The 26,010-nt window shown below is 38.1% G+C and carries 24 protein-coding genes and 1 riboswitch; of the genes, 3 read left to right on the forward strand and 21 right to left on the reverse strand.

From position 1 onward, the window contains the following. Nucleotides 1-12 precede the first annotated feature (12 nt). The 13 genes from QQL60_RS08485 to QQL60_RS08545 form a co-directional block, all read right to left on the reverse strand. Nucleotides 13-936: a glycosyltransferase family 2 protein gene (locus tag QQL60_RS08485; RefSeq protein ID WP_284723043.1), complete on the reverse strand. Its 924-nt coding sequence runs from the start codon at nucleotides 934-936 to the stop codon at nucleotides 13-15. A gap of 50 nt (nucleotides 937-986) precedes the next feature. Beyond that, on the reverse strand, nucleotides 987-1,970 hold the full coding sequence (locus tag QQL60_RS08490; protein ID WP_284723044.1) for a glycosyltransferase family 2 protein: 984 nt from the start codon (nucleotides 1,968-1,970) through the stop codon (nucleotides 987-989). A 74-nt stretch (nucleotides 1,971-2,044) separates the two neighbouring features. After that, nucleotides 2,045-3,079 (reverse strand): acyltransferase family protein, encoded by a 1,035-nt coding sequence (locus QQL60_RS08495; RefSeq protein ID WP_284723045.1) that lies wholly within the window; start codon nucleotides 3,077-3,079, stop codon nucleotides 2,045-2,047. Continuing rightward, the gene (locus QQL60_RS08500) at nucleotides 3,076-3,600 is read right to left on the reverse strand and encodes a serine O-acetyltransferase (protein ID WP_284723046.1); all 525 of its coding nucleotides are present in this window, start codon (nucleotides 3,598-3,600) and stop codon (nucleotides 3,076-3,078) included. Before QQL60_RS08500 ends, QQL60_RS08495 begins: the two co-directional genes overlap by 4 nt. A 9-nt stretch (nucleotides 3,601-3,609) precedes the next feature. Continuing rightward, nucleotides 3,610-4,473, reverse strand: coding sequence for a sulfotransferase domain-containing protein (locus tag QQL60_RS08505; RefSeq protein WP_284723047.1), 864 nt, complete (start codon nucleotides 4,471-4,473; stop codon nucleotides 3,610-3,612). Beyond that, entirely contained in the window at nucleotides 4,466-5,446 is a 981-nt protein-coding gene (locus tag QQL60_RS08510) for a glycosyltransferase family 2 protein (protein ID WP_284723324.1), read from the reverse strand. The genes QQL60_RS08505 and QQL60_RS08510 overlap by 8 nt, the downstream gene beginning before the upstream one ends. After that, nucleotides 5,436-6,035 (reverse strand): acyltransferase, encoded by a 600-nt coding sequence (locus tag QQL60_RS08515; RefSeq protein ID WP_284723048.1) that lies wholly within the window; start codon nucleotides 6,033-6,035, stop codon nucleotides 5,436-5,438. Before QQL60_RS08515 ends, QQL60_RS08510 begins: the two co-directional genes overlap by 11 nt. A gap of 23 nt (nucleotides 6,036-6,058) precedes the next feature. Beyond that, nucleotides 6,059-7,075, reverse strand: a complete 1,017-nt coding sequence (locus QQL60_RS08520; RefSeq protein ID WP_284723049.1) for a glycosyltransferase family 4 protein — start codon at nucleotides 7,073-7,075, stop codon at nucleotides 6,059-6,061. Next, nucleotides 7,075-8,475 (reverse strand): hypothetical protein, encoded by a 1,401-nt coding sequence (locus QQL60_RS08525; RefSeq protein ID WP_284723050.1) that lies wholly within the window; start codon nucleotides 8,473-8,475, stop codon nucleotides 7,075-7,077. The genes QQL60_RS08520 and QQL60_RS08525 overlap by 1 nt, the downstream gene beginning before the upstream one ends. 9 nt (nucleotides 8,476-8,484) lie before the next feature. After that, nucleotides 8,485-9,393: an NAD-dependent epimerase/dehydratase family protein gene (locus QQL60_RS08530; RefSeq protein WP_284723051.1), complete on the reverse strand. Its 909-nt coding sequence runs from the start codon at nucleotides 9,391-9,393 to the stop codon at nucleotides 8,485-8,487. After that, nucleotides 9,390-10,520 (reverse strand): glycosyltransferase family 4 protein, encoded by a 1,131-nt coding sequence (locus QQL60_RS08535; protein ID WP_284723052.1) that lies wholly within the window; start codon nucleotides 10,518-10,520, stop codon nucleotides 9,390-9,392. The genes QQL60_RS08530 and QQL60_RS08535 overlap by 4 nt, the downstream gene beginning before the upstream one ends. Before the next feature lie 131 nt (nucleotides 10,521-10,651). After that, nucleotides 10,652-11,590 (reverse strand): glycosyltransferase family 2 protein, encoded by a 939-nt coding sequence (locus QQL60_RS08540; RefSeq protein WP_284723053.1) that lies wholly within the window; start codon nucleotides 11,588-11,590, stop codon nucleotides 10,652-10,654. Then, nucleotides 11,583-12,515: a glycosyltransferase gene (locus QQL60_RS08545; RefSeq protein WP_284723054.1), complete on the reverse strand. Its 933-nt coding sequence runs from the start codon at nucleotides 12,513-12,515 to the stop codon at nucleotides 11,583-11,585. The genes QQL60_RS08540 and QQL60_RS08545 overlap by 8 nt, the downstream gene beginning before the upstream one ends. A 172-nt stretch (nucleotides 12,516-12,687) precedes the next feature. On the opposite strand from QQL60_RS08545, the gene QQL60_RS08550 reads away from it, so the two are divergent. Beyond that, on the forward strand, nucleotides 12,688-13,950 hold the full coding sequence (locus QQL60_RS08550; RefSeq protein WP_284723055.1) for a polysaccharide pyruvyl transferase family protein: 1,263 nt from the start codon (nucleotides 12,688-12,690) through the stop codon (nucleotides 13,948-13,950). Then, nucleotides 13,950-15,308: an oligosaccharide flippase family protein gene (locus QQL60_RS08555; protein WP_284723056.1), complete on the forward strand. Its 1,359-nt coding sequence runs from the start codon at nucleotides 13,950-13,952 to the stop codon at nucleotides 15,306-15,308. Before QQL60_RS08550 ends, QQL60_RS08555 begins: the two co-directional genes overlap by 1 nt. Here the strand turns inward: QQL60_RS08555 and QQL60_RS08560 are convergent. Then, nucleotides 15,305-16,378, reverse strand: coding sequence for a polysaccharide pyruvyl transferase family protein (locus tag QQL60_RS08560; RefSeq protein ID WP_284723057.1), 1,074 nt, complete (start codon nucleotides 16,376-16,378; stop codon nucleotides 15,305-15,307). The two genes, QQL60_RS08555 and QQL60_RS08560, sit on opposite strands and share 4 nt — an antisense overlap. Nucleotides 16,379-16,486: 108 nt before the next feature. Between QQL60_RS08560 and QQL60_RS08565 the strand changes: the two genes are divergently transcribed. After that, nucleotides 16,487-17,404 carry a glycosyltransferase family 2 protein gene (locus QQL60_RS08565; protein ID WP_284723058.1) on the forward strand — a complete coding sequence of 306 codons (918 nt, stop codon included), beginning with the start codon at nucleotides 16,487-16,489 and terminating at the stop codon, nucleotides 17,402-17,404. Between the two features lie 63 nt (nucleotides 17,405-17,467). On the opposite strand, the gene QQL60_RS08570 is transcribed toward QQL60_RS08565, so the two are convergent. The 7 genes from QQL60_RS08570 to QQL60_RS08600 all read right to left on the reverse strand — a co-directional run bounded on the left by QQL60_RS08570 (nucleotide 17,468) and on the right by QQL60_RS08600 (nucleotide 25,804). Next, nucleotides 17,468-19,507 (reverse strand): right-handed parallel beta-helix repeat-containing protein, encoded by a 2,040-nt coding sequence (locus QQL60_RS08570; RefSeq protein WP_284723059.1) that lies wholly within the window; start codon nucleotides 19,505-19,507, stop codon nucleotides 17,468-17,470. Nucleotides 19,508-19,835: 328 nt separating this feature from the next. After that, nucleotides 19,836-20,726, reverse strand: a complete 891-nt coding sequence (locus QQL60_RS08575; protein WP_284723060.1) for an ExeA family protein — start codon at nucleotides 20,724-20,726, stop codon at nucleotides 19,836-19,838. 3 nt (nucleotides 20,727-20,729) lie between these two features. Further along, a complete protein-coding gene (locus QQL60_RS08580; protein ID WP_284723061.1) occupies nucleotides 20,730-21,575 on the reverse strand; it encodes a CpsD/CapB family tyrosine-protein kinase in 846 nt (281 codons plus the stop codon). Between the two features lie 29 nt (nucleotides 21,576-21,604). Further along, nucleotides 21,605-23,359, reverse strand: a complete 1,755-nt coding sequence (locus tag QQL60_RS08585) for a Wzz/FepE/Etk N-terminal domain-containing protein (protein WP_284723062.1) — start codon at nucleotides 23,357-23,359, stop codon at nucleotides 21,605-21,607. 44 nt (nucleotides 23,360-23,403) lie between these two features. Next, nucleotides 23,404-24,582, reverse strand: a complete 1,179-nt coding sequence (locus QQL60_RS08590) for a porin family protein (protein ID WP_284723063.1) — start codon at nucleotides 24,580-24,582, stop codon at nucleotides 23,404-23,406. 23 nt (nucleotides 24,583-24,605) lie between these two features. Next, nucleotides 24,606-25,157 (reverse strand): polysaccharide biosynthesis/export family protein, encoded by a 552-nt coding sequence (locus QQL60_RS08595; protein ID WP_284723064.1) that lies wholly within the window; start codon nucleotides 25,155-25,157, stop codon nucleotides 24,606-24,608. A gap of 128 nt (nucleotides 25,158-25,285) precedes the next feature. Then, complete coding sequence (locus QQL60_RS08600; RefSeq protein WP_284723065.1) at nucleotides 25,286-25,804, reverse strand: hypothetical protein; 519 nt, start codon at nucleotides 25,802-25,804, stop codon at nucleotides 25,286-25,288. Between the two features lie 35 nt (nucleotides 25,805-25,839). Next, a riboswitch (cyclic di-GMP riboswitch) is annotated at nucleotides 25,840-25,918 on the reverse strand. Nucleotides 25,919-26,010: the final 92 nt, after the last annotated feature.

A 26,010-nucleotide genomic window follows, 5' to 3' on the forward strand; every position in this document is an offset into this window, starting at 1 on the left:
ACGTATTCCCTTCTAGCCGTGAGATTGTTGCCAAACAACTGTTTGTTGTTCGTTTAACTGTCGAGTTGCTTCAGCTTTCCCTTTGACAAGACATTGCCATTGGTAATGACGAATAAACGCAACAAGTGGCTTGTCAGCAAAGCGTGGCTGCCGGGTCAGCATACTTTTCACATATCCCCACCACATAGCAGCACCACCCAGAAAATAAGGAGGATGTAACATACGGAAGATCGAGGAAGCGGTCATATAAACCAGCCCAGTTCCCATAAAATACTGACCAAACCCATGACGCATACGCCCGGTAAATATCCCCTTCTGGCTTGAGCCCATAGGTCTCAGATGAATGAATTTTAAATCAGGTTCATCCCAGCTCACCGCTATCCAACCCAATTGACGGCACTTATGGCAGTCGATTCCATCCCACATCACTTGGCGTACAAAGCCACCAATTTCTTCAAAACAGCTTCGGCGATAAAACTTTGTCATGCCAACGGACATCTCATCGCCACATTTCTCACTTATAAGCTCACCTGATTTTTTATCTCTGAAATACGCTTTACCACTGCATGTGCCAATACGTGGATTTTGTTTCATGCGGTCAATCAAAATCTCAAAATAACGTGGGGGCAAATCTAAATCCAAATCAAATTTACAGATAAAATCAAACTGACTGACATCCACCTGTTCATAGCCATAATAAAAGGCTTCGATCACACCAGGACCGACACTACGATGGCCTCGATTTTCACGTGTAATTACTTTTATGAATGAGTATTTCTCAGCATACTCAGCCAAAATTTGTGGCGTCGCATCAGTAGAACCGTCATCAACAATCACCCATAGATCAGGCTTGATGGACTGATTAACAACACTATCCAGTGTTATGCGCATGTAATCAGATTCATTGCGACATGGTGAAACCAGTAGATAACTCATAAATTATTCTCATTATATTAAGTAGTCGGAAATTCAGTCGAATCTGAGAGTTATTTGTATTCGATGATTTTCTGTCGTTTACCTGTTAAAAAGTTTTTATAAAACGTCATGATGCCCAATGTTTGTGGAAATTTAGATAATACGTTTGAACAGGCAACAATAAAAGATAGTGAAATCGAAGCATACTTGCTCTTGTCACGTATTGTCAGCCTTAATATTTGCAGAGGATATACAAACAATAACCACGATATCAACGGTTGCCATAATGAGAACAAGATTACTGTTGGTAAAAGGAGCGACCAAAAAATATTACTCCGAACTTCTTTATATCTAAACCGCTCTTGAGAGCTACCATGAAGATAAAACGATTCAGCATAAGCATGACCTGCTCTTTTATGACGTTTCCACCACTGGGTGAATCTTGTCATAGCTGCGTCATGTAAAGTCATCTCAACATTGAGACGCATAATTTTCCATCCTTGCTGACGCATACGAAAACACATTTCAGGTTCTTCACCTGCAATCAAAAAATCCGAATAACCATTAACACTCTGAAAAGCTGAAACACGTATTAAAGCATCTCCTCCACATGAGTGTGCATCACCTACTTGCGTATTCCACTCTACATCACACAACTGATTATATACAGAGTATTGCGGAAACCGTTCACGTCTCCTTCCACAAACAACAGCATAATCAGGTGAAGTTTTCAGAAATATATATGCCTTATCAATCCACCCTTGAGCGACTTCACAGTCACCATCCACAAATTGTATAAATTCAATAGCAGGATTGGCTGCAATCAGTTCTCTGGCTCCTTCGTTTCGAGCTCGAGCAGCAGTAAAAGGTTTATCAAGATCCAATATGACAGTTGCAACACCCAAAGTCTTTGATGCCTCCACACTGCCATCACTAGAACCAGAATCTACATAAATTATGTGCTCTAAATCATGCTGTAGTGATTTGATGCAGCGTATTAGACGTTCACCTTCGTTACGGCCAATAATTACTGCGCCAATATTCGATAGTGACATTTGTTACTTCACCTTATTACTTGATGCTTTAACTAAAAGACAACGTTTTAAAATCGTAATCATAATTAAGTTGCCTAACTGGTTTTTCTCTTGGTCATTCGTTTTGCCAAATTAATCCAATATTTTTCGTAATAGAACGTTGATATATGAGCAAGAATAAACAGCACAGCAAAAAGTATGGGACGTTTTAAATACTTTTCCAGCGTTTCTCCAGAACCAAACCATGTATTGACAAGAAGTGGATGAATCACATAGAGCGCATATGAAACACTCGCCAAATAGACTAAAACACGGGCATTCAGATATGTCAGTAAAGAACTATTAACATTGTACAAAGTTGAGCCGATCAATATTGCAGCAATATACGGCCTAAAGTAATTTACAAAGCCACCATCAGGGTGTGAGGCAACCATTAATGCAAGCAAGGCAAAATAAGGATTAACTTTACGAAGAAATTTTTGAAGAAAGCCAAGTCCTTTATCATTGTAGATCAAAGACAGAATTACTCCTGCCAATATTTCATCCACCCTATAATATGTGTTGATAGCGACATGTACGCCATCAACCATTCTGTTTGCTGTAATCAAAAAACATCCAATCACAAGAATAATAAATGCCTTCTCTTTAAAAAAGAGAAATAACAGACCGATAGCAAGGTAAAACTGAATTTCGACGCACAAACTCCAGAAATGGCTCGTGCCATGCACGAGATCCATCGGTGGATAGTTAGCATAAAAGAAAAAATGAGGAGCAAGTTTTGACAGATCGATATTTAGTATTGGAAAGGCAATAATTAAATATAGCCAGGCCAAAGGAATAATTCTCAGAATCCGCCTGATAAAAAAATCATGAACACTGGGGCGATGGATTAGGAAATTGGTTATTAAAAAACCTGAGAGTATAAAAAAAATACTCATTCCAATCACACCAGAAGTGAAATTGAGTTGCAGAAATGAAGGTCCCAGAGGGAGTAAATGGGCAGCAAGCACAAGCATTATGCTAATGCCTCGCCAACCATCAAGGACGTAAAAATAGTCTTCTGTATTTTGTTCTCGGTTAGCGGCTATTTTCTTCTCTTTGGCCGTAATAAATTTAAAAAATTTATTCATGAATCAATATCACTTGCATGGGTGGTACCAATTACCTTGGCAGGGACCCCAGCAACTATCGCATAATCAGGCACATCTCTAGTAACAACAGCATTAGCACCGATTAATGCGTGTTTACCGATGGTGATATTCCCAATGATCTTAGCTCCGGCCCCAATATCCACATGCCCTAAAAGCGTAGGTGCCTTTGCCTCATGCCGCTTCACTCCCAATGTTACCTGCTGATGAATAAGACAATTCACACCAATAACAGCAGATGGGTGGATAACAATACCGTTAGCATGTGGGATCGAAATACCACCACCAAGATTTAAATTCAGAGGAATATCAGCACCGCTGACAACAGACCAGAAACGATAGCGTAAAACAGCAATCTTTTTTCTAAATAACGAGAGGAATGAGTGTTTCATCGAGGCCTTCTGATAGTCACGTATACTTTTTATTAGCTTTTTGGATGGCTGCCAAAAAGTGGTGATTTTTTCTCTTTGCCAATCTGGCTCATCCGCTGAGATCACATTCATTTCCTCTAATTAGACCAGACTTATATGTTTGTTCTTTGCTAACTCTTTATAGTTGGCAAGATTTATCTCAGTACCAGTCAATTGACTCAAAGTATTCAAATCATCGTTGAATATTTTTTCCAATTTCATTTGGCTTTCAACCGTTAGCTCAGGGCGTTTTTTCATCACTAATTGCTGTTTAACGAAATCACGCAGACCTTTAGGTATCAAACTACGTCTTAATGTCGCCAAGATAGGGTTATTAACGAGAAAGTTATAACCTTTAAACCGTCTGACACGTTGGTTAGAAACATTCTGTTCAGGAAGGGTTTCATGCCATACCACCGGTTCATCATAACCAATAAACCGAGCGACACGTTCTAGCTCCAGCTCAGGCTGTTTTCTAAATGCTTCAGAAAATACTAATAAAATATTTTCACTGCCATACTGCTCTATATATGGCTTTATTTGCATCGAATAAAGACTGTAGTTTATTAACTCAGGGAATGAATCAATCGCAGTATTAATGTCAGCGCGGATTACATTCTGACTCCATTGATGAATGTAATGAGACACAAGTCTTTCAATAGGATGCCTGATAACATAAACAAGTTTTAGCTTTGGCAAATAGCTGGACATTCTAGCGAGTGTATTTGGATAGTCTGGTAGTTTTGTATAATGTGTACTCGACTCCCCACAAATATCATCCTCATTTGCTTTTGCAAATAACCCTTGATACCAATTTAAACCGAGCTGATAAACACCATCATCACTGAAGAAGTTTGGCTCTTTCGGTGTAGACATAAAAATGCCTGGCTGTAGTGCCAGTTGCTCATGTAAAGTGCTTGTGGCACTTTTCATTGCACCAATAATAATAAAGTTTGGTTTAGTCATAATCTTTTGGATGAATGTAGGCTTTTAGTGGATTAGTGAAGTTTATCCAAGTGTCGCGCCATTGCCCTTGTGCGGTATTGCTTTGATAGTGTTTAGATAACTTTTCTCTTAGCCCCGAAATAGCAGCGCCAAGTATCCAAGCAATGTTAGCAAAAATCAGCCCCCAGTAGCCATAAACTAAATAAAAATATCGTGTCCGTGACTCATAGAAGTAGCGCGGTAGCTTTTTTCTCAGTTTAGCCTGAGATTTCAGAGGGGAGCTACCTCCACGCAAATGAACAACATGTGCATTGGGTTGATAAATGACTTTCCAGCCAGCTTTCTGTGCACGATAACTAAATTCGACATCCTCAAAGTACATGAAGAACTCATCATCCAAAAGCCCAATATCTTTAATTACCTGCGACCTTATTAATACACATGCAAAGCTTACCCACTGATATGACTCTACATGATCAACGACAGGTCTGGCCACAATGTAAGGAGCTAATAGCCGAGAAAATAAACCAACACTAGCCGCTTTTAGAAACTCACTAACAGGAGTGTGAAAGTGGAAACAGCTCTCTTGTGGTTGTCCATCAGGCCACTCCAATCTAGCTCCCACTAAACCAGCATCATTATTCTCTTTTGCTGTTTCCAGCAATGACTCTAGTGCCCCAGATTGAACAATAGTATCGCTGTTTAATAATAGATAATAGTCAGCATCTACAGCATTAATCCCAATGTTATTCCCACCAGAAAAACCACTATTATGAGAGGACTCGATTAATCTGAATTTCTTTTTTTTATCTTCAGACGTTATCCATTCATTAATTCTAGTGACAGAATCATCTTGGGAGTCATTATCAACGATTAGAACCTGAGCATCGATATTGGCAACATCCAGTTTGATGGAGTTGAGAACATCAATGACCATTTTGGGCGTTTTATAATTTACAATGATAATAGCTAGCTCAAAGCGATTATTTGTCATCAAAAAAATAGGCCTTTCTTAATTTTTTCAATTGCGGTTCCAAAGCAGGATCAAAACTTCCGTCTCTCTGATGAATGAGATAAGCCCACGGTAAACTGTCTGTCTCTATTTCTAATTTATTAACAAGTTTTGCCACATCCCCAATAACTCTAGCAGGTACCCCCGCCACAATGCTGCCCTCGGGAACATCACGACTAACAACAGCTCCGGCTGCTACAATGGCATTTGGTCCGATAGTTGTTCCAGGTAAAACAATAGCACCATGACCAATAAATACATTATCTCTAATATCGACTTTACCCACCCGGTCAAGTTTTTTCTGGTAAGCGCGATTAAGTACCGCAATTGAACCATCATGACCGAGAATGGTGCAGGCAGTGAGCATGACGTTATTGCCCAGCCTCGTATATTCAGGGTTAGTGACATTGGTATATGGCCATATGGCACAATGCTCACCTATCTGATGATAATTTCCCCAACGCTTTAGATATTCAGCATACTCAAAACCAGATGGATTGCAGAGTTTTAAATAGAGTCTCTTAAAATGTCCAGTTTTGAATGCTATCTTTTTTATGATAGCTCTAAGCATATGGCAATCCCATTAAGTTATTTTTACTTATTTGATAGTTTTTGATAAAACGCTGTTAAGTTAATTTGTAGCTTATCGAGTCCATACTCCCTCGCTTTTTTTAAGCCTTCAGTTCTAATTTGTTCTTTCAATATTGAGTCTTTTATCAGCATTTGAAGATGCGTAATAACCGACTGTGTATCGCCGTCATCAGCAACTAGAGCTGTTTGTTGATGAATCATGAACTCTTCTCCCGCCCCTCCAGTAAATCCAACCACAACAGCACCACATGCCATTGCTTCAATAGGCGGTAAGGAGAATCCTTCAGGATAACCTGTTGCAATAAAAATATCGGCAGCCTGATACTCTTTTATCAACTCATCTTGTGTTAATCCATCTACTACTCTGATGTCTACCCCGTGTTCTGCCATTCCCCGCTTGATTAACGCAAGATCATGAGGGTTTTTACGAGACATAGCCAAAATACGATGTTCAACTCTTAACTCTGGTTTAGGTAAAAATACATTTAGGTCTATTCCATTAGTCATGGTGGTTACGGAAATCTCCATATCCTTTTCAACGAAGTTAGAACAGAATTGACTACATGTCATGACTTCATCGTAACCAAGGTCTAGGTAACTTTTCTTCTTATCGTCTGATTTTAACCAACGTCTAAGCCCAACCAAATTCTGTAAGAAAAGGACTTTTGTTTGTGCAGGAAATAAGAACGCTTGATAAGGAGAAAATTCAGTGGCAACGACGATATCATCTTCGCCCATATGAGCTAAAGCTTCATCATAGCTTAACGTTTCAACATCAAAGCCAAAGAAATTTCCATGATATTTTCCCATCAAAACAGGATAGGCTTTATAACCAGCTTTATTGAGCATGAGGCAATGCTGATATATAACCTTTACACCACCAACGGGTTTGAATTTTCGGATGAAACACCGTTTTAGATAGTGACCCAATCGCCCCTCTTTCAAGCTTCTAAAGCTCTTCCTGACAGAAAAAGCCTCCCTCTGAAATAAATCTGGGATGATGTAATAAATAGTTTTCATTACCCGTTGTCCACACTATTTACCAGTTTAGTATTGTGACTACTCTCAGCTCTTTTCTCGCCAAGATAGTCTTGATTAATCTTATAAGCACGTCCTAATAGAGAGCCAACTACTAACCAATAAAATGAATTTAGTGAAGAATTTGGCATTTGGTCGAGCAATAGGACTGATAAAAGTATTGCATGAGCGCCCAACAAAATTGATTCCTTTTTGTCGTGAATACGCCGTTTTACAGTTATCCTATATGTCAGATATAAAGGCACAACAATAAGTAAAAACTGAGATAGATACCCTACCCAGCCACTCACACCTAACGTTATAATCCAACGTCCATCAGTCGTACTTGTATCAGATCCGGTCAGGTCATCAACAATCCGATTACGCCCCCAGCCACCCCAACCAAATAGAGGTTTTGAATTGGCATGATTCAATAGAGCTTTTTCTTGCTCAAACCGAAACTCTAATGATTGTGCTCGCTCAGCACTTACCCTGCTTGCTACATCCAGTATCGTTTTATGAGGGAAAAGATTCAGAGACGATAGCATTGGATAAGTTAAGAATAATAACCCAATAAGTAAAGCCATTTGATGCATACGTTTGGGGCTCATCAGAATTATCATAATCAAACCAAACGTACCGAATATGAGTGAAGCCAGACTCTTTTGTAAAACTAACGTCATGAAAATAATGATGAGCACATAGAGAGTTTTGATGGGCAGAACTTTTTCTTTAAGCCTTGTCATAGCAGTGGCTGCTGCAACACCTAATGCTAGAAAAATGGCGACGAGAAGGCCATGCCCCATAAATACAATTGCACGAAATCCCCCTTCTCTATACTGCTGCAGCCATGAATTTGGGAAGTAACCGTATAACATCCAATGCAAGCGAGGGCTCATTCTCACTTCATACAGGGTAAAAAAGGCATAAACAAAAGCAGCAATAGCAAAATACTTGAATAATATTAATTGCTTTTCATAAGTATTGAAGTATCGCACACCAAACAAAAATGGAACGATGATTAGAAAATTTGTGATGGCATCACTTAATCCATCATAGAGAGTTAATCCGGGTAAATACGAGTATCTCTCTGAGTTGGTGAGGGCAGTTAAAAAAGGCAGAACAAGAAGCATAACAAAGACGAACTTCATATATCGATGCAACGCAATAAACCCCAGCCGTTTTTTATTTAAAATAAGATAAATTAAGATTGTCACTGTGGTGATAGAGTATTTATTCAGAGGAGGAATAGCAGGTAAATCAATTTTGAATGCAACGGGGAGAAACATATGAGCCCCTAATAGAGCAAGCAAAACACCCACTTCCAGGCCTTTTCGTTTAATCAAAAAAATCGTAACAATAGGCCACGATAAAAGCGCAATGTATGCTATGAAATTAGGCATATCTCTGTTTTAACTCATTGTCAGGGCATTACGAACGGTTAAACTCAACCCTGTTGTAAAACTTGTGCTCGGCTGCCAGTTGAGTAAGCGTCGAGCTTTTTCGTTATTTAGAATAATTTCTGGAATGTCAAAATCTCGTTTTGCTTGGTAGTTGACTGTTATAGATTTACCAGTTTCTTGCTGAACCAATTCAATGATCTCATTTAGAGAAACACCCTCTCCACTAGAAATATTAAAATTATCACTTCCTTGATAATTCAAAGCTGAAATAGTTGCCTCAGCAACATCCTCAGCAAAAACATAATCCCTTTTTACACTTCCATCCCCCCAAATAGTCAGAGAGTTATCGGATAATGCAGCAGCAATGCAGGTCCCAATAAATCCTTGAACACCAGTATGTGTTTGTCCAGGCCCAAATGGATTCGAAGGCCTCAAAATAACGGTATTGAAATCATACAAATCAGAATACATATGCAAATACTTTTCTATTGCTAGTTTAACAACGCCATAACTGCATACGGGTGCATTAGCATGTGATTCACTTATAGGAATAGTTTGAGGATGACCATAAACCGTCCCGCCAGAAGAAAAATACACAATATCTTTTAACCCTGACTGCTTCATCATTTCTAAAAGTTTCACTGTATTTACTAAATTACCTTGAATATCGCTAATAGGATCTCTATTTGAAGTACTTGGCACGGAAGTACTAATCAAGTGAACAACCTTATCAACCCCAATCAAAGATTCAGACAACGATAAAGTATCAGAAAAATCAGCACTCACCGTCTTAACACCTGGGATATCAATTTTGTCTGCTTGTCTGCCAAAAACAGTCACCTGGTGACTGTCTTCAATGAGTTTTCTGACAATATGCTTGCCTAAGAATCCAGAACCACCTAATACAAGAACTTTCAATGCTCATTACCTATTTTTTCAATCAATAACTGACGACGTTTTTTAGCGACATTATTCCATAAAAAGTCTGATGACCTTTCATGCGCGTGTTGTGAAAAGTTATGTCTTAACTCTCTATCAGCGGCAACCAGCTGAATACTAGCAATCCATTTCTGCTTATCATGTGGATCAATCACAAATCCATCCACCCCGTCACTCACTACACCATCACCGCCCATTGGAGAGACTATACATGGTAAGCCGGCGCCCAATGCTAAATAAGTTACGAGAGGGCTCCCTTCCTCAATGCTCGGCAGAATAAAAACATCGGCTAGACGGTACAGTGATTCGATATCAGTGGTGAAAGGGATAAACTCAATACTATCGTCGGAAGAATATTGCTCAATCAGTGACTGAACACTCGGGTCAACTTTACCTACGATGATCAGCTTTCCATCAACATTCGCGTCATGCCAATATTCCAATAATAAATGAATACCCTTACGGACAATGACACTTCCTACAAACAAAAAAACTGGCTTATCATTGGAATCAGAAATAACGGGTAATATCTGATCCTGACTCAAACCATATGAAGTCGGTAAAATCTGTTGTCTAGATACACCCGAAGCGATAAGTGACTCAGTTACTTGAGGACTTGGACTGAACACATAATCAGCAATGGCCAGTTTTGCATTTTCATCCGCAATACTCGACTCATCAATAAGATGAGTCTTACCTATTCCCAACCTTAACTCTTCCTCAGACAATAGTTTTTCAGCAAACTTTTGATGGCAATTAATACTTTCTACTACAATAATTTTTCCTAATGACTTTAGATACTTAAATGTTTCTAAAGAACAACCCGGCCATAGAATAACCACATCGAACTTTCTTGCATAACGTCGAAAGCGCCACTCTGTAAAGCGTCTTATTCTCTCAATAGATACAAATTTAGACAGGACTCTGAGTAATAGGCTGGATTTTATTGCTTGTCTAACAAATCTTGATCCATTTGCTAAATCAGAGTGTATAGAAAAAATTTCAGAGCTTATATTCTGGCCATTCATACCAACAGCAATAGAATGAGCTGCATAACCAATACCATAAGGATGAATGTGATGATGCAGATAAGATAAAACCTTCATACTTGTCCTTGTGTTAATTTTGCTATCTAGTCTACAAGCAACTGAGAGATGGTATTTCACTAAACCATAACTTTAGACTAGCTGATTATTGCGCACGCACTCACATTGAGTAACCTATGCTCAGCATACTTTCATTTGAACGATTTCAGTACTAAAAGCATTAAATTACGCCATGCTAACCAACTGAACGGCGATATACTCACTAAACGGTAACCGGATTTAAATGCTTGCCCACGATGGCCAGCGTTAAACCAATACCATGACTCTGACATAAGTTGATTCATCATGTGACTATCAGCTGTGTGCTGTTTTTCATCAATCACGTCAGGAATATCAGGCGTATCCCCTCTCATTAAAGCATCTGTGCCGACACTGACTCTCTCTCGATGACATTCTTTTGCAAATGCCTCAAAGAACTTACGTTGGGTACTCGGCTGGTTATGTGTGATTGAGAGGTTGTGAAGTCTATAACGATAAAAATTCTTTGCCATAAAAAAAACAGCGCCTTTCTGCGACATTCTAAGCTGTAAGTCGATGTCTTCTGCTGTTTTAAAAAAACTCCGGCAACCACCGATACTTTTTATTACCTCAGTTTTTATCAAAAAAGTACCAAAATGTGTAATCGTATGTCCTTCTTGAAACTTACTATCAATACAGCGCGAATGTGTATCTTTGTGATATTGAAGAATATGACGGCCTTTTTCATCAATGGAAGTATATGAACCACAAATCGCTACATATTCGGGATGTTCGTTCAACCATTGAACTTGAATCATTAGGCGTTCTTCAGGAAATAAATCATCAGCGTCACACCGACAAAAATACTCGCCCTTAGCATTCTCGAGCCCAGTGTTGAATGCGGCTGAAATTCCTATTCCTGGCCCATCGACTATCTTAATTCTCGCGTCAGCATAACTCTTCGCAATCTCACGTGTGTTATCTGTCGATTTATCATCTATGATAATCAACTCAAAATCAGGATAGGTTTGTGCAAGAACAGAGTCTATGCTTTTCTTTATAAAGTCACCAGCGTTTCTAGCTGGCATAATCACTGAAACCAGTTTACTCATGCGACCCCTTGAGTTTAATAAAAGCATTTAGTAATAAATTCCAGCCTTCAAACGCAAAAGGTTTTAACCTGATTGACCGTTTTGCATATTTTATTGCAGCTTTTTTATTATTGTAGTTAAAAGCCCACCAGCCAAATTTCAAGGCAAATCTATGCTGAGAACTTATACTGCTAGTGGCTCGCCATTCTTCAGTGGCTGAAAATTGACCCTCAATACCTCTTCTACGCCATGCTTCGTTACAGGCTCTCATAGTCAAATTTTTCTGTTTTTGTTGGTTTGATGCACTAATAGATGAATTTAAGTAACGATACTTCAATAGAGGTTTATTGATATTTGCAAACTCACCAACCTCACTGAGTCTCAGCCATAAATCATAATCCTCGGCTGTCTCATATTCTTTTCTATACCCACCAACCTGATTTACAGATTCAGTTCTATACATAACTGATGGATGTTCAAGTGGACAATGCCCTGATAGTAACAACCGCTGTATTTTGTCATTGTCTGTTGGAACCTTTAATGTAGTTAACTCATCACCATCATCATCTATAATTATTTGAGCTGTACCTATACAAACAACATTAGGATTTTTCTCAAGATAATTGAGCTGCTCAAATAAACGATGAGGTAAAGCAATATCATCAGCATCCATTCTAGCGATCAATGGTGCTCTAGCCTCAGAAATACCTTCATTTAAGCTAGCAACAAGTCCTTTATTCTCTCGTGAAATAATTCTGATACGTCGATCTCGGTGAGCATATTCAGTTAACACGTTCGGTGTACTATCAGTCGAGCCATCGTTGATAATGATAAATTCAAAATCCGTGAAAGATTGCTCAAGAATACTTTCAATCGCGAGCTTTAAGTATTCACCGCCGTTGTAAACTGCCATTACTACTGAAACTTTTGGTAGAACATTCATCATTTAATATAGACTTTATTAATACTATGTAAAATTGTGAATGAAAGCATAACATCAAGGCCTAAAACTAGCATGAAAATATCAAGACATAAGCTAAATTGATTTGAAAGTTACTAGTCACATGGCGCATACAAAGAACATAAGTTGTGATATCAATCGACACACGGAGAAAACATTGAAAATTTTAATAGAAAATGGGACTTATGATTGTCATAATGCTGGCGATCTGAGTATGTTGAAAGTATGTATCGATAGAGTTCATGAGTTATTTCCTACATCAGAAATTTATACCGTTACAGAGTCACCAGAAAAATTGCTGAATGTTTCTGATAAAACAAAAGCAATTAGCTTTTTAACAGGCCGTTTGCTATGGCTTCAACCTCGTAATATCTTTGGTCCAGTACATAAATTACTTCCTTTTAACGATAAAATTATTGACGATATCGAACTGACTTTTAAAAGGAAGTTTCCACTTATATCACTACAGATTATAAAATGGCGATACCGGAGAGACCCTAACAAGAAAAAAGAAGTTGATAATTTCATTTGTACACTAAGAAGTTTTGATCTTGTTATTCTGAGTGGTGGCGGCTATATAACAGATTCCTTTGAAAATCATGCTTCAAAAATATTAGAAACACTAATTCTTGCAGATAGGTTTGCGATCCCATTTTATCTTTTCGGACAAGGTATTGGCCCTATTTTTTCTGAGAAGCTAGAAAATATAATAAGGATAATTTTGCCTAAAGCTAAGCTTATAGCCCTTAGAGAAAGGCTAAAAGGACCTGAGTTGTTAGAGAAACTGGGGGTAAACAAAGAAAATCTAGTCATTACTGGGGATGATGCAATAGAAATTGCTCGTTCCAGAAAAAACGAGTCAGAAGCTCATTCTTTAGGATTAAATATTCGATTTGCCAGCTATATGGGCGTCACTTCAGACAAAGCAAACATTATAGTATCAACAGCTGAGAATTATGCTGCAGAAACTGGGGCAGAGATAATTCCTGTCCCAATTTCATGGCATAAAGATGAAAATGATCTTGCACAAACCTCAAAACTTCTCAAAAACTTCAACAATAAAGATTCTGAGAATATTGAAACGATAGAAGGACTGATATCTCAAATTGATAAGTGCAGAATAATTATCACGACTAGTTACCATGCGGCTGTTTTTGCTCTTGCCAATGGGCGAACCGTAATAGCACTAATAGCGTCAGAATATTACGTTGATAAATTTCGTGGACTGGCAGATATGTTTGGTTCAGGAATGCAAATGATTGATCTGAAAAATGACAATTGGGAACAAGCCTACAAAGAAGCATTAAAATCTTATTGGTTAAACTTCAACGATTATAAAGCTGGTCTAGACGATGCTTCAATTAAGCAGATAGCAAAGTCAAAACAAGCATATTCAAAACTTTCACACGCTAGAACATAATGGCCAGCATGCAAAATAATACTTCTTTAAAAAAGCTCGTTGTCTCCGGAGCGATTTGGACAATTGGCGGGTATGTATCAGCTCAAGCATTGAGATTGGTTAGCAATGTTATTATGGCGAAGCTTCTCTTCCCGGAAGCATTCGGTCTAATGACATTAGTCATGGTGTTCATGCAAGGTATCAGTATGTTTTCTGATATCGGTATTATTCCCAGTATTATTCAAAGTAAACGCGGGAATGATCCGAACTTTTTGGATACAGCATGGACAATGCAGGTTATTCGCGGTTTTATTCTGTGGGGTATAGCCGTCATTGGCGCGTATCCATACTCTATTTTTTATAATGAGCCGTTATTAGCCACGATGATTCCTATCGCAGGCTTAAGTGCAGTAATTTCAGGTTTCAATTCAACAGCTTTAGCAACTGCTAATAGAGATATTAAGTTAAAAAACATTACTATTCTTGATGTTCTTGCTCAAGCTATATCATTAACGGTGATGATCGTTTGGGTATATATATCTCCAACGGTTTGGGGTTTAGTTGCTGGCGGACTTGCTAACGCCTTAGTCAAAATGACATTGACGCATCTATGGATTGCAGAAAGACGAAATCGTTTTCATTGGGAAAAAGAAGCCGCATCAAGCTTATTCAAATTTGGGCGCTGGATCCTTGTCAGCACAGCCTTGACATTCTTTGCAGCTCAAATTGATCGCATATTACTTGGGTATTTAATGGGTACGGCCACTCTCGGTATATATTCAATTGCTGCCATGTTCAAAGAAACTGCCTACAAAGCCACACAGATTTTAGGTAGTAAGGTTTTATTCCCATCCTACTCTAGGCTAGTTCGGGAAGAGAATCATGATCGTCTTTATAAAGCACTAAGAAAAACAAGAATTTTAATGGTTTCTGCCACATGGTTTGCTACCTTGACATTGATCTTGCTTGGCAGTCAGATTATCGATTGGCTTTATGATGAGCGATATCAAGATGCTGTGTGGATGATCCAAGTTTTACCACTGGGCTCATTTGTCGGAGTATTAGCTCTGACCTATCACAATGCTTATCTAGCGAAAGGTAAATCATCCTATATTTCCTTTCTGCTGATGTATCAACTGTTAATTCAAGTCAGTGTCATACTCATCGGCTATCATCTGAATGGCGTTCACGGAATAGTGATGGGGTTAGCAGTAATTGGCTGGCTTCTATACCCAGCTAATATGATTACAGCAATTAAATTAAAAATCTGGCAACCCGAAATTGATATCCCTGTTATTATTTTGGCAGGTATTGTGACGGCATTATATTTATCGTTTTCAGACATATCATTTATGATGACAAGCCAACCGTTCAACTAGCCGAAATTTAAATTTAAATAATCTTTAACTTGTTCATGAATGGACAATAACTGCTCATAGTTGTGTTTGAGTATTGACTGATGATTCCTTACGCCGATGGGTTGGTAATCTCCATTCATGACATCTTCGATGAAAAGAATGTTGTGCTCTAGACCATAACTTTCCAGTAAATTAACTATCTTTGCGTGAGATTTTGATACTAAGGCAATGGTTGGAATACCCTCCAACATAGCAGGCAAAAGAACATGTAGACGATTACTAATAACTAACTGGCAGTCTGCAAACAACTCGGCATAATATGTTTCATCTTGTGCTTGTGACACAATGAGCCTTTCTTGATTAAGTAACTCCAAGGCAAGTTGTCTGTTGTAGCTTACATCTTCATCTACTTGGGCATAAAATTTCACATTATCTTTGTTAAGCATATTTGCATCGGCATTTAAAAGCTTACCAAGACAATCTTCCACAAGATCAGTATCAGTTCCCCCCACTATCTCTGGTACATCTTTTCTGAAACTCAACATAACTGTACCGTGAGGACGATATGTTTTTTTCTTTACAGTCATTAAACATGCCATGTCAGGACAAAAAGTCGCCTGTTTGTGTAATTTAGTGATTTGTTCAAGACTGACTTTGTCTCTGAGACCAATGACACGATATCCACGGAATGTATCCACTGGTAAATCAGTCGCAACAGATATCCCAACAACACAACGTTTAACACCAATAAGTCGCCACACTGTTTGAATGATATGTGTCTTAAGCTTTTCACTAAGAGACTTTTTTACAAATCGTGGAGCTAGCCTGGCACATGGGGGATCTAATAATGATACTGTTTCACCATGGAATCTTGCAGATATAGCCAACTTAAATGCTTGTCGTATTCTGATCACAGGAATGTCAGATAGAATATTAGGCTTATTATTTAGCAGATATACTGAAGTTTGTTGTGAAAGCTCTTTATAGAGCAAAGAGAATATGAGTTGATCACCAAAATTATCATTCCTGTTATTAAAACTCATTATGATCAATATTTTTCTCCTAATTTTCTGCTGAGCAATGACAATCAAAATTGCTAGGACTCAATGGTGTACATATTATATGGACATTAGCTTCATAAAATGTAGACTTATTGTATTCATGTAATAAGCTCAAAAAAAACAAAAACAAGGTCAGCAATGCATAACTCTCCTTTAGTCAGTATTATCATCCCATGCTATAACAGAGAAAAATACATCAGAGATGCAATTGATAGCTGTCTCAGACAGACCTATCCAAACATTGAAATCATTGTAGTTGATGATGGCTCAAAAGATAATTCAGTTGATGTTGTCAAAACTTACAAGGATAAAGTTAAGCTAATCGTCCAACAAAATGGTGGTGTTAGTGTAGCTAGAAACACTGGTCTAAAAGCATCAAATGGTGAGTTTCTTATTTTTCTCGACTCTGATGACTGGATATCAGACGATCTCGTCAAGGAACATGTTAAAACATTTCAGAAGTGGCCTGAAATAGACATCACTTGCGCAAACTCTAAATCAATAATGCCAGATGGTAGCGAAAGTAAAGTCAATGACTGTAATTGGCCTAATCATCCTGATAACCCAAAAGAATTATTTTTACTGTCCCCTCCACCATTTCCAGCTTGTGAAATGTACCGAGCATCTAAAGTCAAATCATTAGGTGGCTTTTATGAGGACATGAGAGCTTTTGCTGACTCCAGTGTACGAATTAGAATCGTTCTAGACAATGGAAAAGTCGCAAGAACTGATGGAGGTTATGCTATCTATCGCCCGGTTGAAAACTCAATCACACGCAATAAAACAAAACTCCACTTTTATGCCATTAAATTGTTAAAAAAATTGAAATCTGAATACAGTGATAATCAAGAAATATCGATACTGCTAAATAAGCGCTTAAAGAAACACCGCGTCAGATACTGGCTGTCCAATTTCTCCCATCACTTATCTCTTCATCCTATATCAATTTTAAAACTAATTAGGCATCTGTTTATAGTTTCTAAAATTGATCCTGGCTATATCTTTTTCATTATTAAAGAAAAACCATGGCTATTAGATAAAAAAGATTCATTCTAAAAAAAGAAGGTTAGCAGAAGCTAACCTTACTTAGTAACAGCCGGAACTACTTTAACGTATTAATTATCTCATAATACACACGTTTCTTGAGAATGCTCGGCAAGTAGTCGGTTCAACGTTAGTGTTATCTTCATTAGTTGCATTAATAACTTCATTGATAGTCACACTTTTGATAGTACTTCTAGTGGTAGAACTTGGCTCCACTATTTCTGACGATATACTTTCAATGTTTGAAGTATCCCCACTCTCGCTAGGACTTAGATTTGATAAAGAGTAGCGACTTGCAGGTTGCTCGCTCTGAATAGTGACATCAGAAAGATTACTGTCGCTTGTTGAACCTGTTGAACCTGTTGAACCTGTTGAACCTGTTGAACCTGTTGAACCTGTTGAACCTGTTGAACCTGTTGAACCTGTTGAACCTGTTGAACCTGTTGAACCTGTTGAACCTGTTGAACCTGTTGAACCTGTTGAACCTGTTGAACCTGTTGAACCTGTTGAACCTGTTGAACCTGTTGAACCTGTTGAACCTGTTGAACCTGTTGAACCTGTTGAACCTGTTGAACCTGTTGAACCTGTTGAACCTGTTGAACTTGTTTCTAACTCTGTACTGCTCTGTTGAACAGAAGAAATATTACTTCTAAATCCATTAGAGGTTGTGTTCACAATATCCTCAGCTGCTTTATCATCAATGGAAGTTTCGTTTACCTGTTCTTCGATAACCGTATTTACGGCATCAGACACAGTATCTGAATCTTCAACAGCTTCAGAAAGACTTTCAGCAGGAGATAACATTAGACTTTGTAAGTTAACACCTGTATGAGTCTCGCATACATTAGTGGAGATATCCGTGTCGATATTAGCACCACTTTTTTCAATACAATCATTCTTTGAGTCTTCACGGTGCCAAATTTGGTTATGGGTGACCGAATAAGAGTTTGTGCCTTCGATATAAATCCCTCTCGAATTTGCTAAGTTATTTACGATTTTGTTCCCCCTAATGAATACATCTCTCGATTTCACCGAGTCTTCAGGTCTAACCGGAACACTAATCCCAGAGGTTAACTTACCAGCTTCATCTATGATTTGGTTATTTTCTATTACTAACCCATCACATGATGCACATCCAATCGCGTTACCTCCGAGGTTAATAAGCACGTTGTTTCTAATCGTAACATTTATAAATGATTCTTCACTTGTTCCATAACCTGTATCTAGACTAATTCCCCAACACCCTAGAGAAACTTTTCCAGCATCTTCTTTGATAGTATTATTTTCGATTAATACGTCTTTTAATAAACCATGACCAACTAAAGATACACCTTGGCAAACACCATCCACTATGGCTGATTTATACAACGTATTTCCTCTAACAGTAATGCCTTCAGCATGTTTCCCTTTGTTTGTTAGGTAGATATTATGATCCAAGCTTCTTCTATCGCCATTATTTTCAAAGTGATTGTTTTCAATCAGGCAATCATTACCCCCCCCCAAGAAGCCTTGCGTCGAGTTTTCGATGATTGTTGAATCTCTCAAAACCAATCGATCGTTCATCCGATTCGAGTTCGGATCCTCGGTTACGTTACTTCCAGCAGAGTAAACGCCTATTTTAAAACCTTGTATATGCATATTTCTGATTGTGAGATCATCAACATCATTATACATTCGTACTCCTACCCCACTGCCTGAAGTAGACAACAATGTTAGATTTTCTACAATGTAACCGCCATCTTGGTTTGCATTGCCACCATCTTCAAAGTTGATAACATAATATCCTGCAGTATTTATAATCTGAGGAGCATCTAGGGCAGCATCACCATAGTCACTAATTGAACATGGTTTTTCCGCAGAACAGTTTTTATTGTATAGCCTAGCTGTAGTGGTGGCCTCAAACTGCCCTCCACGACAGAAAAGTAGAGATCCCCCGGCATCCAACTTATTAAAACTCCATATTGCTTTGCCGTAGGTTTGAAACGCTGTTGATTCTGATAGACCATCATTGTTGTCACTACCTGTAGAGTCACAGACATAGTAATTTTGTGAGTAACTAACGGATGATATAAGAATTAAAGATATAGCTAAAAAGAATAAACTCAGTTTTTTCATGTCCATCTCCCCCCGTGATAATTCAGATAACACGGGTTAATGATATGCTTGATTCACAGTAGTATTAGTGATTTCTTTCACACAATTTAAACGGAAAAAATCTTTTTTTGATTTTTTGTGAACTTACAAACAGTATAACGACCTCAATCGATAATTACTTAGTCAAAGTTACTCAGACTTGGTTCAAAAAAAAAGCCCAGTGGATACACTGGGCTTAAAACTCTCTGGGGGGCAGAAAGTTTTTTATACTGCAGTGCTAATTTACCGTTTAATCTGATGTTCAGTCGTGAACGAAGTCACATTGTTAGTAGTTTAAAAAGAGTTTTTTTTAAACTAAGTGAATATTATAAAGCTCTAACAACCAGCTTCTTACCCGCTTTACATCTGGGTTTTGGCTTTCTTTTATCTTGATAATTGTTGATGAGCGTTTATCTTTTATCATGTCGATTACTGTGTTGACGTTTACTTCTTTTAAGTCATCTGCAAAAGCATAAACTAATGCAAAATCACATAAATTATTGATTCGCCTTGGTACACCCTCGCTATAACAAAAAATCGCAGCACATGCTTCATTGCTAAAAATTTTACGTTCAGCACCTGCAATTTGCATTCTATGCTCTATATATTTTTGTGTTTCTGGATAACTTAGTGCTTTAAGGTGATACTCCACACCAATGCGTTGTGCAAACTGTTCCAGTTCGGGTAAATTAAGCTTCTCAATTAACTCAGGCTGCCCAGTTAAAACTAGCTGCATAAATATATCAGCATCAATATTAACATTCGACAACAGCCTCAGCTCCTCTAATGCTTTAACTGATAGATTTTGAGCTTCATCCACAATTAGGACAATTTTTCTTCCTTTCGCATGCTGTTCAACAACATAATTAACGTAATCCCGATAACGCCCTGAGTTGTCTGTTGCTGAAGACTCTATTTCAAACGCATCTAAGACCCACTCCATTAACTCACCAAATGACTCGCTAGTATTGTTGATTAATCCAATAACATATTCATCGTCTAGATTTTGTAACAGTGTGCGGATTAGCGTTGTTTTTCCTGCACCAATTTCACCGGTAACGACGGTAAAACCGGCCTGACTCATCAAGCCATATTCCAGCATAGTTAATGCTTTTTTGTGATATGGACTCAAGTATACAAATCGAGGATCAGGAACAAGATTAAAGGGCTTAAATTTAAGACCGAAATGTTCTAAATACATAGATTAGTAATTCTGATGTGATGGTGGAGTATCAGCTTTATTCAACACTGTACCAATTAAATGAGTGCCCTCTAACAGCTGTAATGATTTTTTAATATTCGCTTCATTATTTTTTCCGTCTTCTAAAACCAACAAGGTACAGTCAAAATAATTTGTAGACAACAAGACATCATCTGTTTGTAATAAAGGTGGAACATCAAAGATAATTACCCTTGAGTTATATTGAGACTTAATATCTTTGACTAATGAAGCCATTTTAGGACTTGATAATAGCTCTGCCGAATCCTCTGCTCGCCCAACGCCGGGTAAGACAACTAATCGTTCAATTCCTGGATTAACGAGGACATGATGTAAATACAAATCCCCTTCGAGATATTCTTTTAACCCAACTTCTACATTTAAACCAAAGTACCTAGCAATTGAGGGACTTCTTAAGTCCATATCAACCAGTAATACTGTTTGATTGAGCTCCATTGCCACTGCTACTGCCAAATTAGTAGAAATCAACGACTTTCCCTCACCTGCTGTTGGGGAAGTTATTGCTATACTTTGCCAATCATTTTGCCTCATTTTTTGAAGCACTTGTGTTCTTAGCATTCTAAATACGGCCGATTGTGGATTGTTATAGTGTCCAGCAATAACTCGATTGCTTTCTAATGTACTAGCAGGAGTCTTAACCACCTTTGTTTGTGTGTATTGGATATTCTCTAGAGCAGGAGCTAACGGATCATGAGGGAAACTACTTTCTTGCTGAACATCATCCTTGACCTGAGTCTTTATTCGATCGTCCATATCATTGCCAGCATGCTTCTGTCTTGCTTTATCTAACGCTTTTTGAATTCTATCCATTATTAATTCCTATCAGAAGGTATGCTTAATTAAAGCAAGCTAACTTTACGCATTAATTTGAACCACAACACTTCTAAATTAACAACATAAAAATGCACTGCTATCACAGTAACAATAGCAACAAAAATAGCAAACACAATCCAGCGATTTCTGATTGTTTTTTTACGAGCTAACTCACGTGATGTTGTAATGACAGGAATCACTACTAAAGGAGTCTTACCAACTAAATGCGTCACTTGAGTGTAACCTCTAACCCCACCAAACAAAAGCTCTATGAGTAATGCCAAGCCCAATCCGGCCCCGATTGATGCTCCAACACCTAAAACAAGTAATTTTGGTCTGTTTGGCTTCTCCGCTTTGGATGGTACAGCAGGCGGTTCAATTAAAGAAAAGCTCTCGCCTTTATTCTCAGACTCTAAATTTTGTGCCAATTCAGCTTGGAGTTGCTTGGAACGTAACTCTCGATATTTTGCAAGTGTGTTGTCATGATCTCGTGTTAGATCACTATAAGCACGTTGAACCTGATAAGTCTCTGCAACCCTTTTTTCAAAGTCAGCAATCTTTTGCTTAATGTCTTCTTGCCTATTTTTTAGACGGGCTATTTCTCCTTCCGTTGAAGCAATTCTTGCTTGTATTTGAACATAAGCCGGATTTACATTCTTAGTTGATGATGTGTTACTTTTATCAGCATTAGCTGCCGTTTTAAGTCTTTCTTGTAACGACGAAATTTTACTATTCAGAGCCTTTATGTCAGGGTGATTTTCAGCATACTTTTCTCTCAGCGTACTTAGCTTCGCGCTAGCTTGTTCTAACTCTGCCTGAATAACTTCTTGGCTGTTTCCACTCACTCCTAACTCTTTTTCGAGTGCATCCAATTGACGCTTAGTTCTTAAAACATCCGGATGATTGGGTTCATACTTAGACAACAAGTCGCTGTACTGAATTCTGAGTTGCTCAAGTCGTTGCTGAGAAGTCGATACTTGATTTGGGTTTGTGATATTGCTAGATAACGCTGAAGGTATGGTTGACAATTGTAAACTAAGAGTAGTTACTTGATCTTTCAGTACTAAAATTTCATTTTGGTTGGTGTTTTGTTCATCAGTCAGTCGCTGAATCATTGACAGATTATATTGAAGTAATTCAGGTAAACTTTGGCTGTATCTATCTTTGAACTCAGCTATCTGTTTTTCAAGTTCACGGACTCGTGCCTGAAACTTATCACCTTCTTCTTTTAAAAAGTCCTTTGTTTCTGCTGCTCGATCAGTGCGCGCCTTTACATTTTCATTGAGAAACTCTGTAACAAGCTCGTTTGCTACTTGTTGTGCTTTTTGAGGAGATTTATCCATAAAAGAAACAGTGAAAGCAATACTCGCCCTCTTCGCTCGACCACTGACAGGGTCGGTAACATTAGCTTGAACTAAATCCACGCTAACATTAGATTTGAAAAGTGCAACTAAAGCTGATGTCGCCGTCGCTTTTTGTCTTTCCTCTCGATAAAGATTATATTTCCTAATCATCTCCATGACTCTTGATGTCGTCATGAGTCGCTGCTTAATAACTTCGATACGTTGATCAGCATAACTCGTCACTGTTGAACGAACTAGATCATTTGGAATTTCCTGAGACTCAATAAGAATCGTGCCTTCTGACTTATAGGTCGCTGGCAGGGAATAAACTACTAAGACTGTTGCAATAGCTAGCAATACGGCAGGGATAATTATCCAGTACTTTCTTCGCCATAGGATATTAAGGTAATCTCCTAAGCCTTTTACTTCTTCTTCCATTGATTATTTGCTCTTAGCTGATGTAATTAGTTTTAAGTTGATAATTAGCGAGAATAATGGATTCCATCCCAGTTATAGTCAACATTAAATGTGACAGCGTTACTGTTAACATTTCTCCCCTCAGACTCATCAATACTCCGATAACGATAGCCAAAAACAAATGACCATTGTTCATATAACTTCCACCTTAAACTAGGTGAGAAATCAATATATTTAGTAGTGTTGCTATTAAGGTCGTCAGCACTTGTGTACTCACGATAACTTGTTGATAAGTTGGCTTTGAGCTTTTCAGTCAAATCTCTACTATATGTGAATGTATATGCATCCTGCTCATTCACATCACCTTCACTTGATGGAAGTAAAGAACGACTTGCAGATAGAGTTATAGAATCCAACTGACCTTTTTTTGTAGCACTGATTGAGTAATTTAGTCCACTACTATTACTAGTTGTGGAGATGCCAGTAGAAGAGTTATTTTGACTATCTAGATAACGTGCCCCAATAAGTCCGTTAAGTGTCCATAGCTCGTCTAGTTGATATGTTGAAGTGAATCCAGCCGTATATGAGTCGTACTCATTATCTAAAGTATCTGATTCAGCCTGATAATTAACATAGCCAAGAGAAACCCCTCCACTTAATCGTTCAGAATACTGGTGTTGCCAAGCTAAATTTAGACTCTTTGTCTCGTTATCAGTCAAATTTGTATTACCTGTAGACAATCCACTACTTGATGCTGACTGTGTTCTCTTTTGATATGAAATACTGGTATTGACTGTATCCAATTCAGTCAATCTATAGCTATAGCTTGGAGACAATGATTTAGTGGTGGTTGTCGATGTATTACTGAAATCAGCTGTATCGTCCTCAGCAATTGAGCGAGACTCCCTTTCAGCATAATTGAGATTGAGTCCATATGAACTTCGCTCGGTTGAGTAAGATGTCGAAAAACCGAAGAATGGGTTTTCTTTATCTAATTCACTTAACTTATCATATCGACTGACTCGATACCCCATATTAATCTGTGACTTAGAGTTTTCTAACGTTCTTGAAAGAGATAATGTCGGGGTAATATTTAAACTGAAATCACCCTTTTTATTTTCCCTGAGTAATTCGTTATCGTCGTATTTAAATCCAGGGTCAGCATTAAAGTCAATCCCCCATTCCGCAGCATATCCTTGCCCGACTACCGATAATAATATTGCTAGAGATAAAGTTCTTTTCATTAAATATCTGCCACAACCACAAGCTAAGGAACAATCATCACATCACCACTCTCTAGAGTGATGTTTGTCTTCAATTCTTTACCTTTTTTTATCTCAGCGTATTTTACGGGCAGAACTTGTTGCTTAGTTCCATCTCTACGAAGCACAATAATATTGTTCTCTTCTGCGTAAGGCGATAATCCACCCGCTAAACTCAGAGCTTGCATGGCATCTAAAGGTTGATTCATCACAAATGAACCTGGGTTAAGTACTTTTCCTAAAATATGGACCCTATTGCCTTCAACATTAGTGACAGAAACTGTAACAACCGGATCAGCCAAGTATTCGTTGAGTTTTTTAGTTAATTCTTCTTCTACCTCTGCCACCGTTTTATCTTTAGCGACAACTTCCCCTGCTAGTGGAAAGGTAATAACACCATCAGGTAAAACCGTTACTTGTTTTTGCAAAGATTCTTCATTCCATACAGAAATGTCTAAAACGTCTCCTGAATTTAACAAATAACGTTCGGCAGCAAATACGGATGAAGAAAACAGTGAAACGAAGACAATACAGAATAAAATGAAGCGTTTTGGCATGAGGAAAATCCTTATCTATAAATGACATTCAATTTTGATATTAACACTCTATTTTTCAAAAAAAAAGGGAGCTTTTGCTCCCTTTCAATTTGTGACAGTTAAGTTACTGTTAACTTAAATCTTAATTCTTATGCAGCAACTGCTGATTTTCTTCTAAGCCCCAAGAAACCTAATAAGGCAGGAGCAAACAAGAATAATGCTGCTGGTACTGGTACAGCAGATACTGACACATCGTATTTTAAGATGTTAGAGGCTGCATCAATAATATCTAAACCGTAGAAAACGTTCGCAGCTAAAAATGCAGTGAAACTAAAATCACCAGTGATAACAAAGGTTTGTGCACCTGGTAAGTAACTACCGTTAGGGCCGGTGATTTCTCCGAATTTTACTGTTGCGCCTGTTAAAGCTGTGAATGGATTGAAAGACCATTCAATTTTCACGTTGGTAGCTGTATCAGAGGTAAGATCAAATTGTGAATACCAGTTACCAACCTCACCTACAGTACCACCAGCGAGTACAGTACTGTTGTTATTTACATCAACAGATTGTGTTGCGCCACTTGATCCGATACCAGTAAGAGTTAATGTGGCGGCATTGACACCAACCGAAAACATGAGAGCTACTAAAAATAGCATCGCCTTTTTCATAATAAACTTCCTTATGCATAAGTTGAAAAAACAAGCAATGCAACCCAGCCATCTTTAAATTAAAGATCTGTGGCTTTCCGACCCCGCCTCACGACGAGTTTGGCTTTTGTTAAATTACCATATCCATAAGATATGATAATCACCTATCTGACTTTGTCAGATGAGTGAATGATATGGAGCATTGTCCACCCGTGTCTATTGTACCT

The sequence above is a fragment of the Methylophaga thalassica genome (assembly GCF_030159795.1).
Taxonomy (GTDB): Bacteria; Pseudomonadota; Gammaproteobacteria; order Nitrosococcales; family Methylophagaceae; genus Methylophaga; species Methylophaga thalassica.

Excerpts from the sequence above, each read along its gene's own strand:
- QQL60_RS08565 (WP_284723058.1), top strand. The coding sequence starts at position 16,487 with ATGCATAACTCTCCTTTAGTCAGTATTATCATCCCATGCTATAACAGA.
- QQL60_RS08600 (WP_284723065.1), bottom strand. The coding sequence starts at position 25,804 with ATGAAAAAGGCGATGCTATTTTTAGTAGCTCTCATGTTTTCGGTTGGT.
- QQL60_RS08520 (WP_284723049.1), bottom strand. The coding sequence starts at position 7,075 with ATGAAAACTATTTATTACATCATCCCAGATTTATTTCAGAGGGAGGCT.
- QQL60_RS08540 (WP_284723053.1), bottom strand. The coding sequence starts at position 11,590 with ATGAGTAAACTGGTTTCAGTGATTATGCCAGCTAGAAACGCTGGTGAC.
- QQL60_RS08590 (WP_284723063.1), bottom strand. The coding sequence starts at position 24,582 with ATGAAAAGAACTTTATCTCTAGCAATATTATTATCGGTAGTCGGGCAA.
- QQL60_RS08570 (WP_284723059.1), bottom strand. The coding sequence starts at position 19,507 with ATGAAAAAACTGAGTTTATTCTTTTTAGCTATATCTTTAATTCTTATA.
- QQL60_RS08535 (WP_284723052.1), bottom strand. The coding sequence starts at position 10,520 with ATGAAGGTTTTATCTTATCTGCATCATCACATTCATCCTTATGGTATT.
- QQL60_RS08555 (WP_284723056.1), top strand. The coding sequence starts at position 13,950 with ATGGCCAGCATGCAAAATAATACTTCTTTAAAAAAGCTCGTTGTCTCC.
- QQL60_RS08585 (WP_284723062.1), bottom strand. The coding sequence starts at position 23,359 with ATGGAAGAAGAAGTAAAAGGCTTAGGAGATTACCTTAATATCCTATGG.
- QQL60_RS08595 (WP_284723064.1), bottom strand. The coding sequence starts at position 25,157 with ATGCCAAAACGCTTCATTTTATTCTGTATTGTCTTCGTTTCACTGTTT.
- QQL60_RS08490 (WP_284723044.1), bottom strand. The coding sequence starts at position 1,970 with ATGTCACTATCGAATATTGGCGCAGTAATTATTGGCCGTAACGAAGGT.
- QQL60_RS08485 (WP_284723043.1), bottom strand. The coding sequence starts at position 936 with ATGAGTTATCTACTGGTTTCACCATGTCGCAATGAATCTGATTACATG.
- QQL60_RS08515 (WP_284723048.1), bottom strand. The coding sequence starts at position 6,035 with ATGCTTAGAGCTATCATAAAAAAGATAGCATTCAAAACTGGACATTTT.
- QQL60_RS08505 (WP_284723047.1), bottom strand. The coding sequence starts at position 4,473 with ATGACTAAACCAAACTTTATTATTATTGGTGCAATGAAAAGTGCCACA.
- QQL60_RS08545 (WP_284723054.1), bottom strand. The coding sequence starts at position 12,515 with ATGATGAATGTTCTACCAAAAGTTTCAGTAGTAATGGCAGTTTACAAC.
- QQL60_RS08500 (WP_284723046.1), bottom strand. The coding sequence starts at position 3,600 with ATGAATGTGATCTCAGCGGATGAGCCAGATTGGCAAAGAGAAAAAATC.
- QQL60_RS08510 (WP_284723324.1), bottom strand. The coding sequence starts at position 5,446 with ATGACAAATAATCGCTTTGAGCTAGCTATTATCATTGTAAATTATAAA.
- QQL60_RS08495 (WP_284723045.1), bottom strand. The coding sequence starts at position 3,079 with ATGAATAAATTTTTTAAATTTATTACGGCCAAAGAGAAGAAAATAGCC.
- QQL60_RS08525 (WP_284723050.1), bottom strand. The coding sequence starts at position 8,475 with ATGCCTAATTTCATAGCATACATTGCGCTTTTATCGTGGCCTATTGTT.
- QQL60_RS08580 (WP_284723061.1), bottom strand. The coding sequence starts at position 21,575 with ATGGATAGAATTCAAAAAGCGTTAGATAAAGCAAGACAGAAGCATGCT.
- QQL60_RS08575 (WP_284723060.1), bottom strand. The coding sequence starts at position 20,726 with ATGTATTTAGAACATTTCGGTCTTAAATTTAAGCCCTTTAATCTTGTT.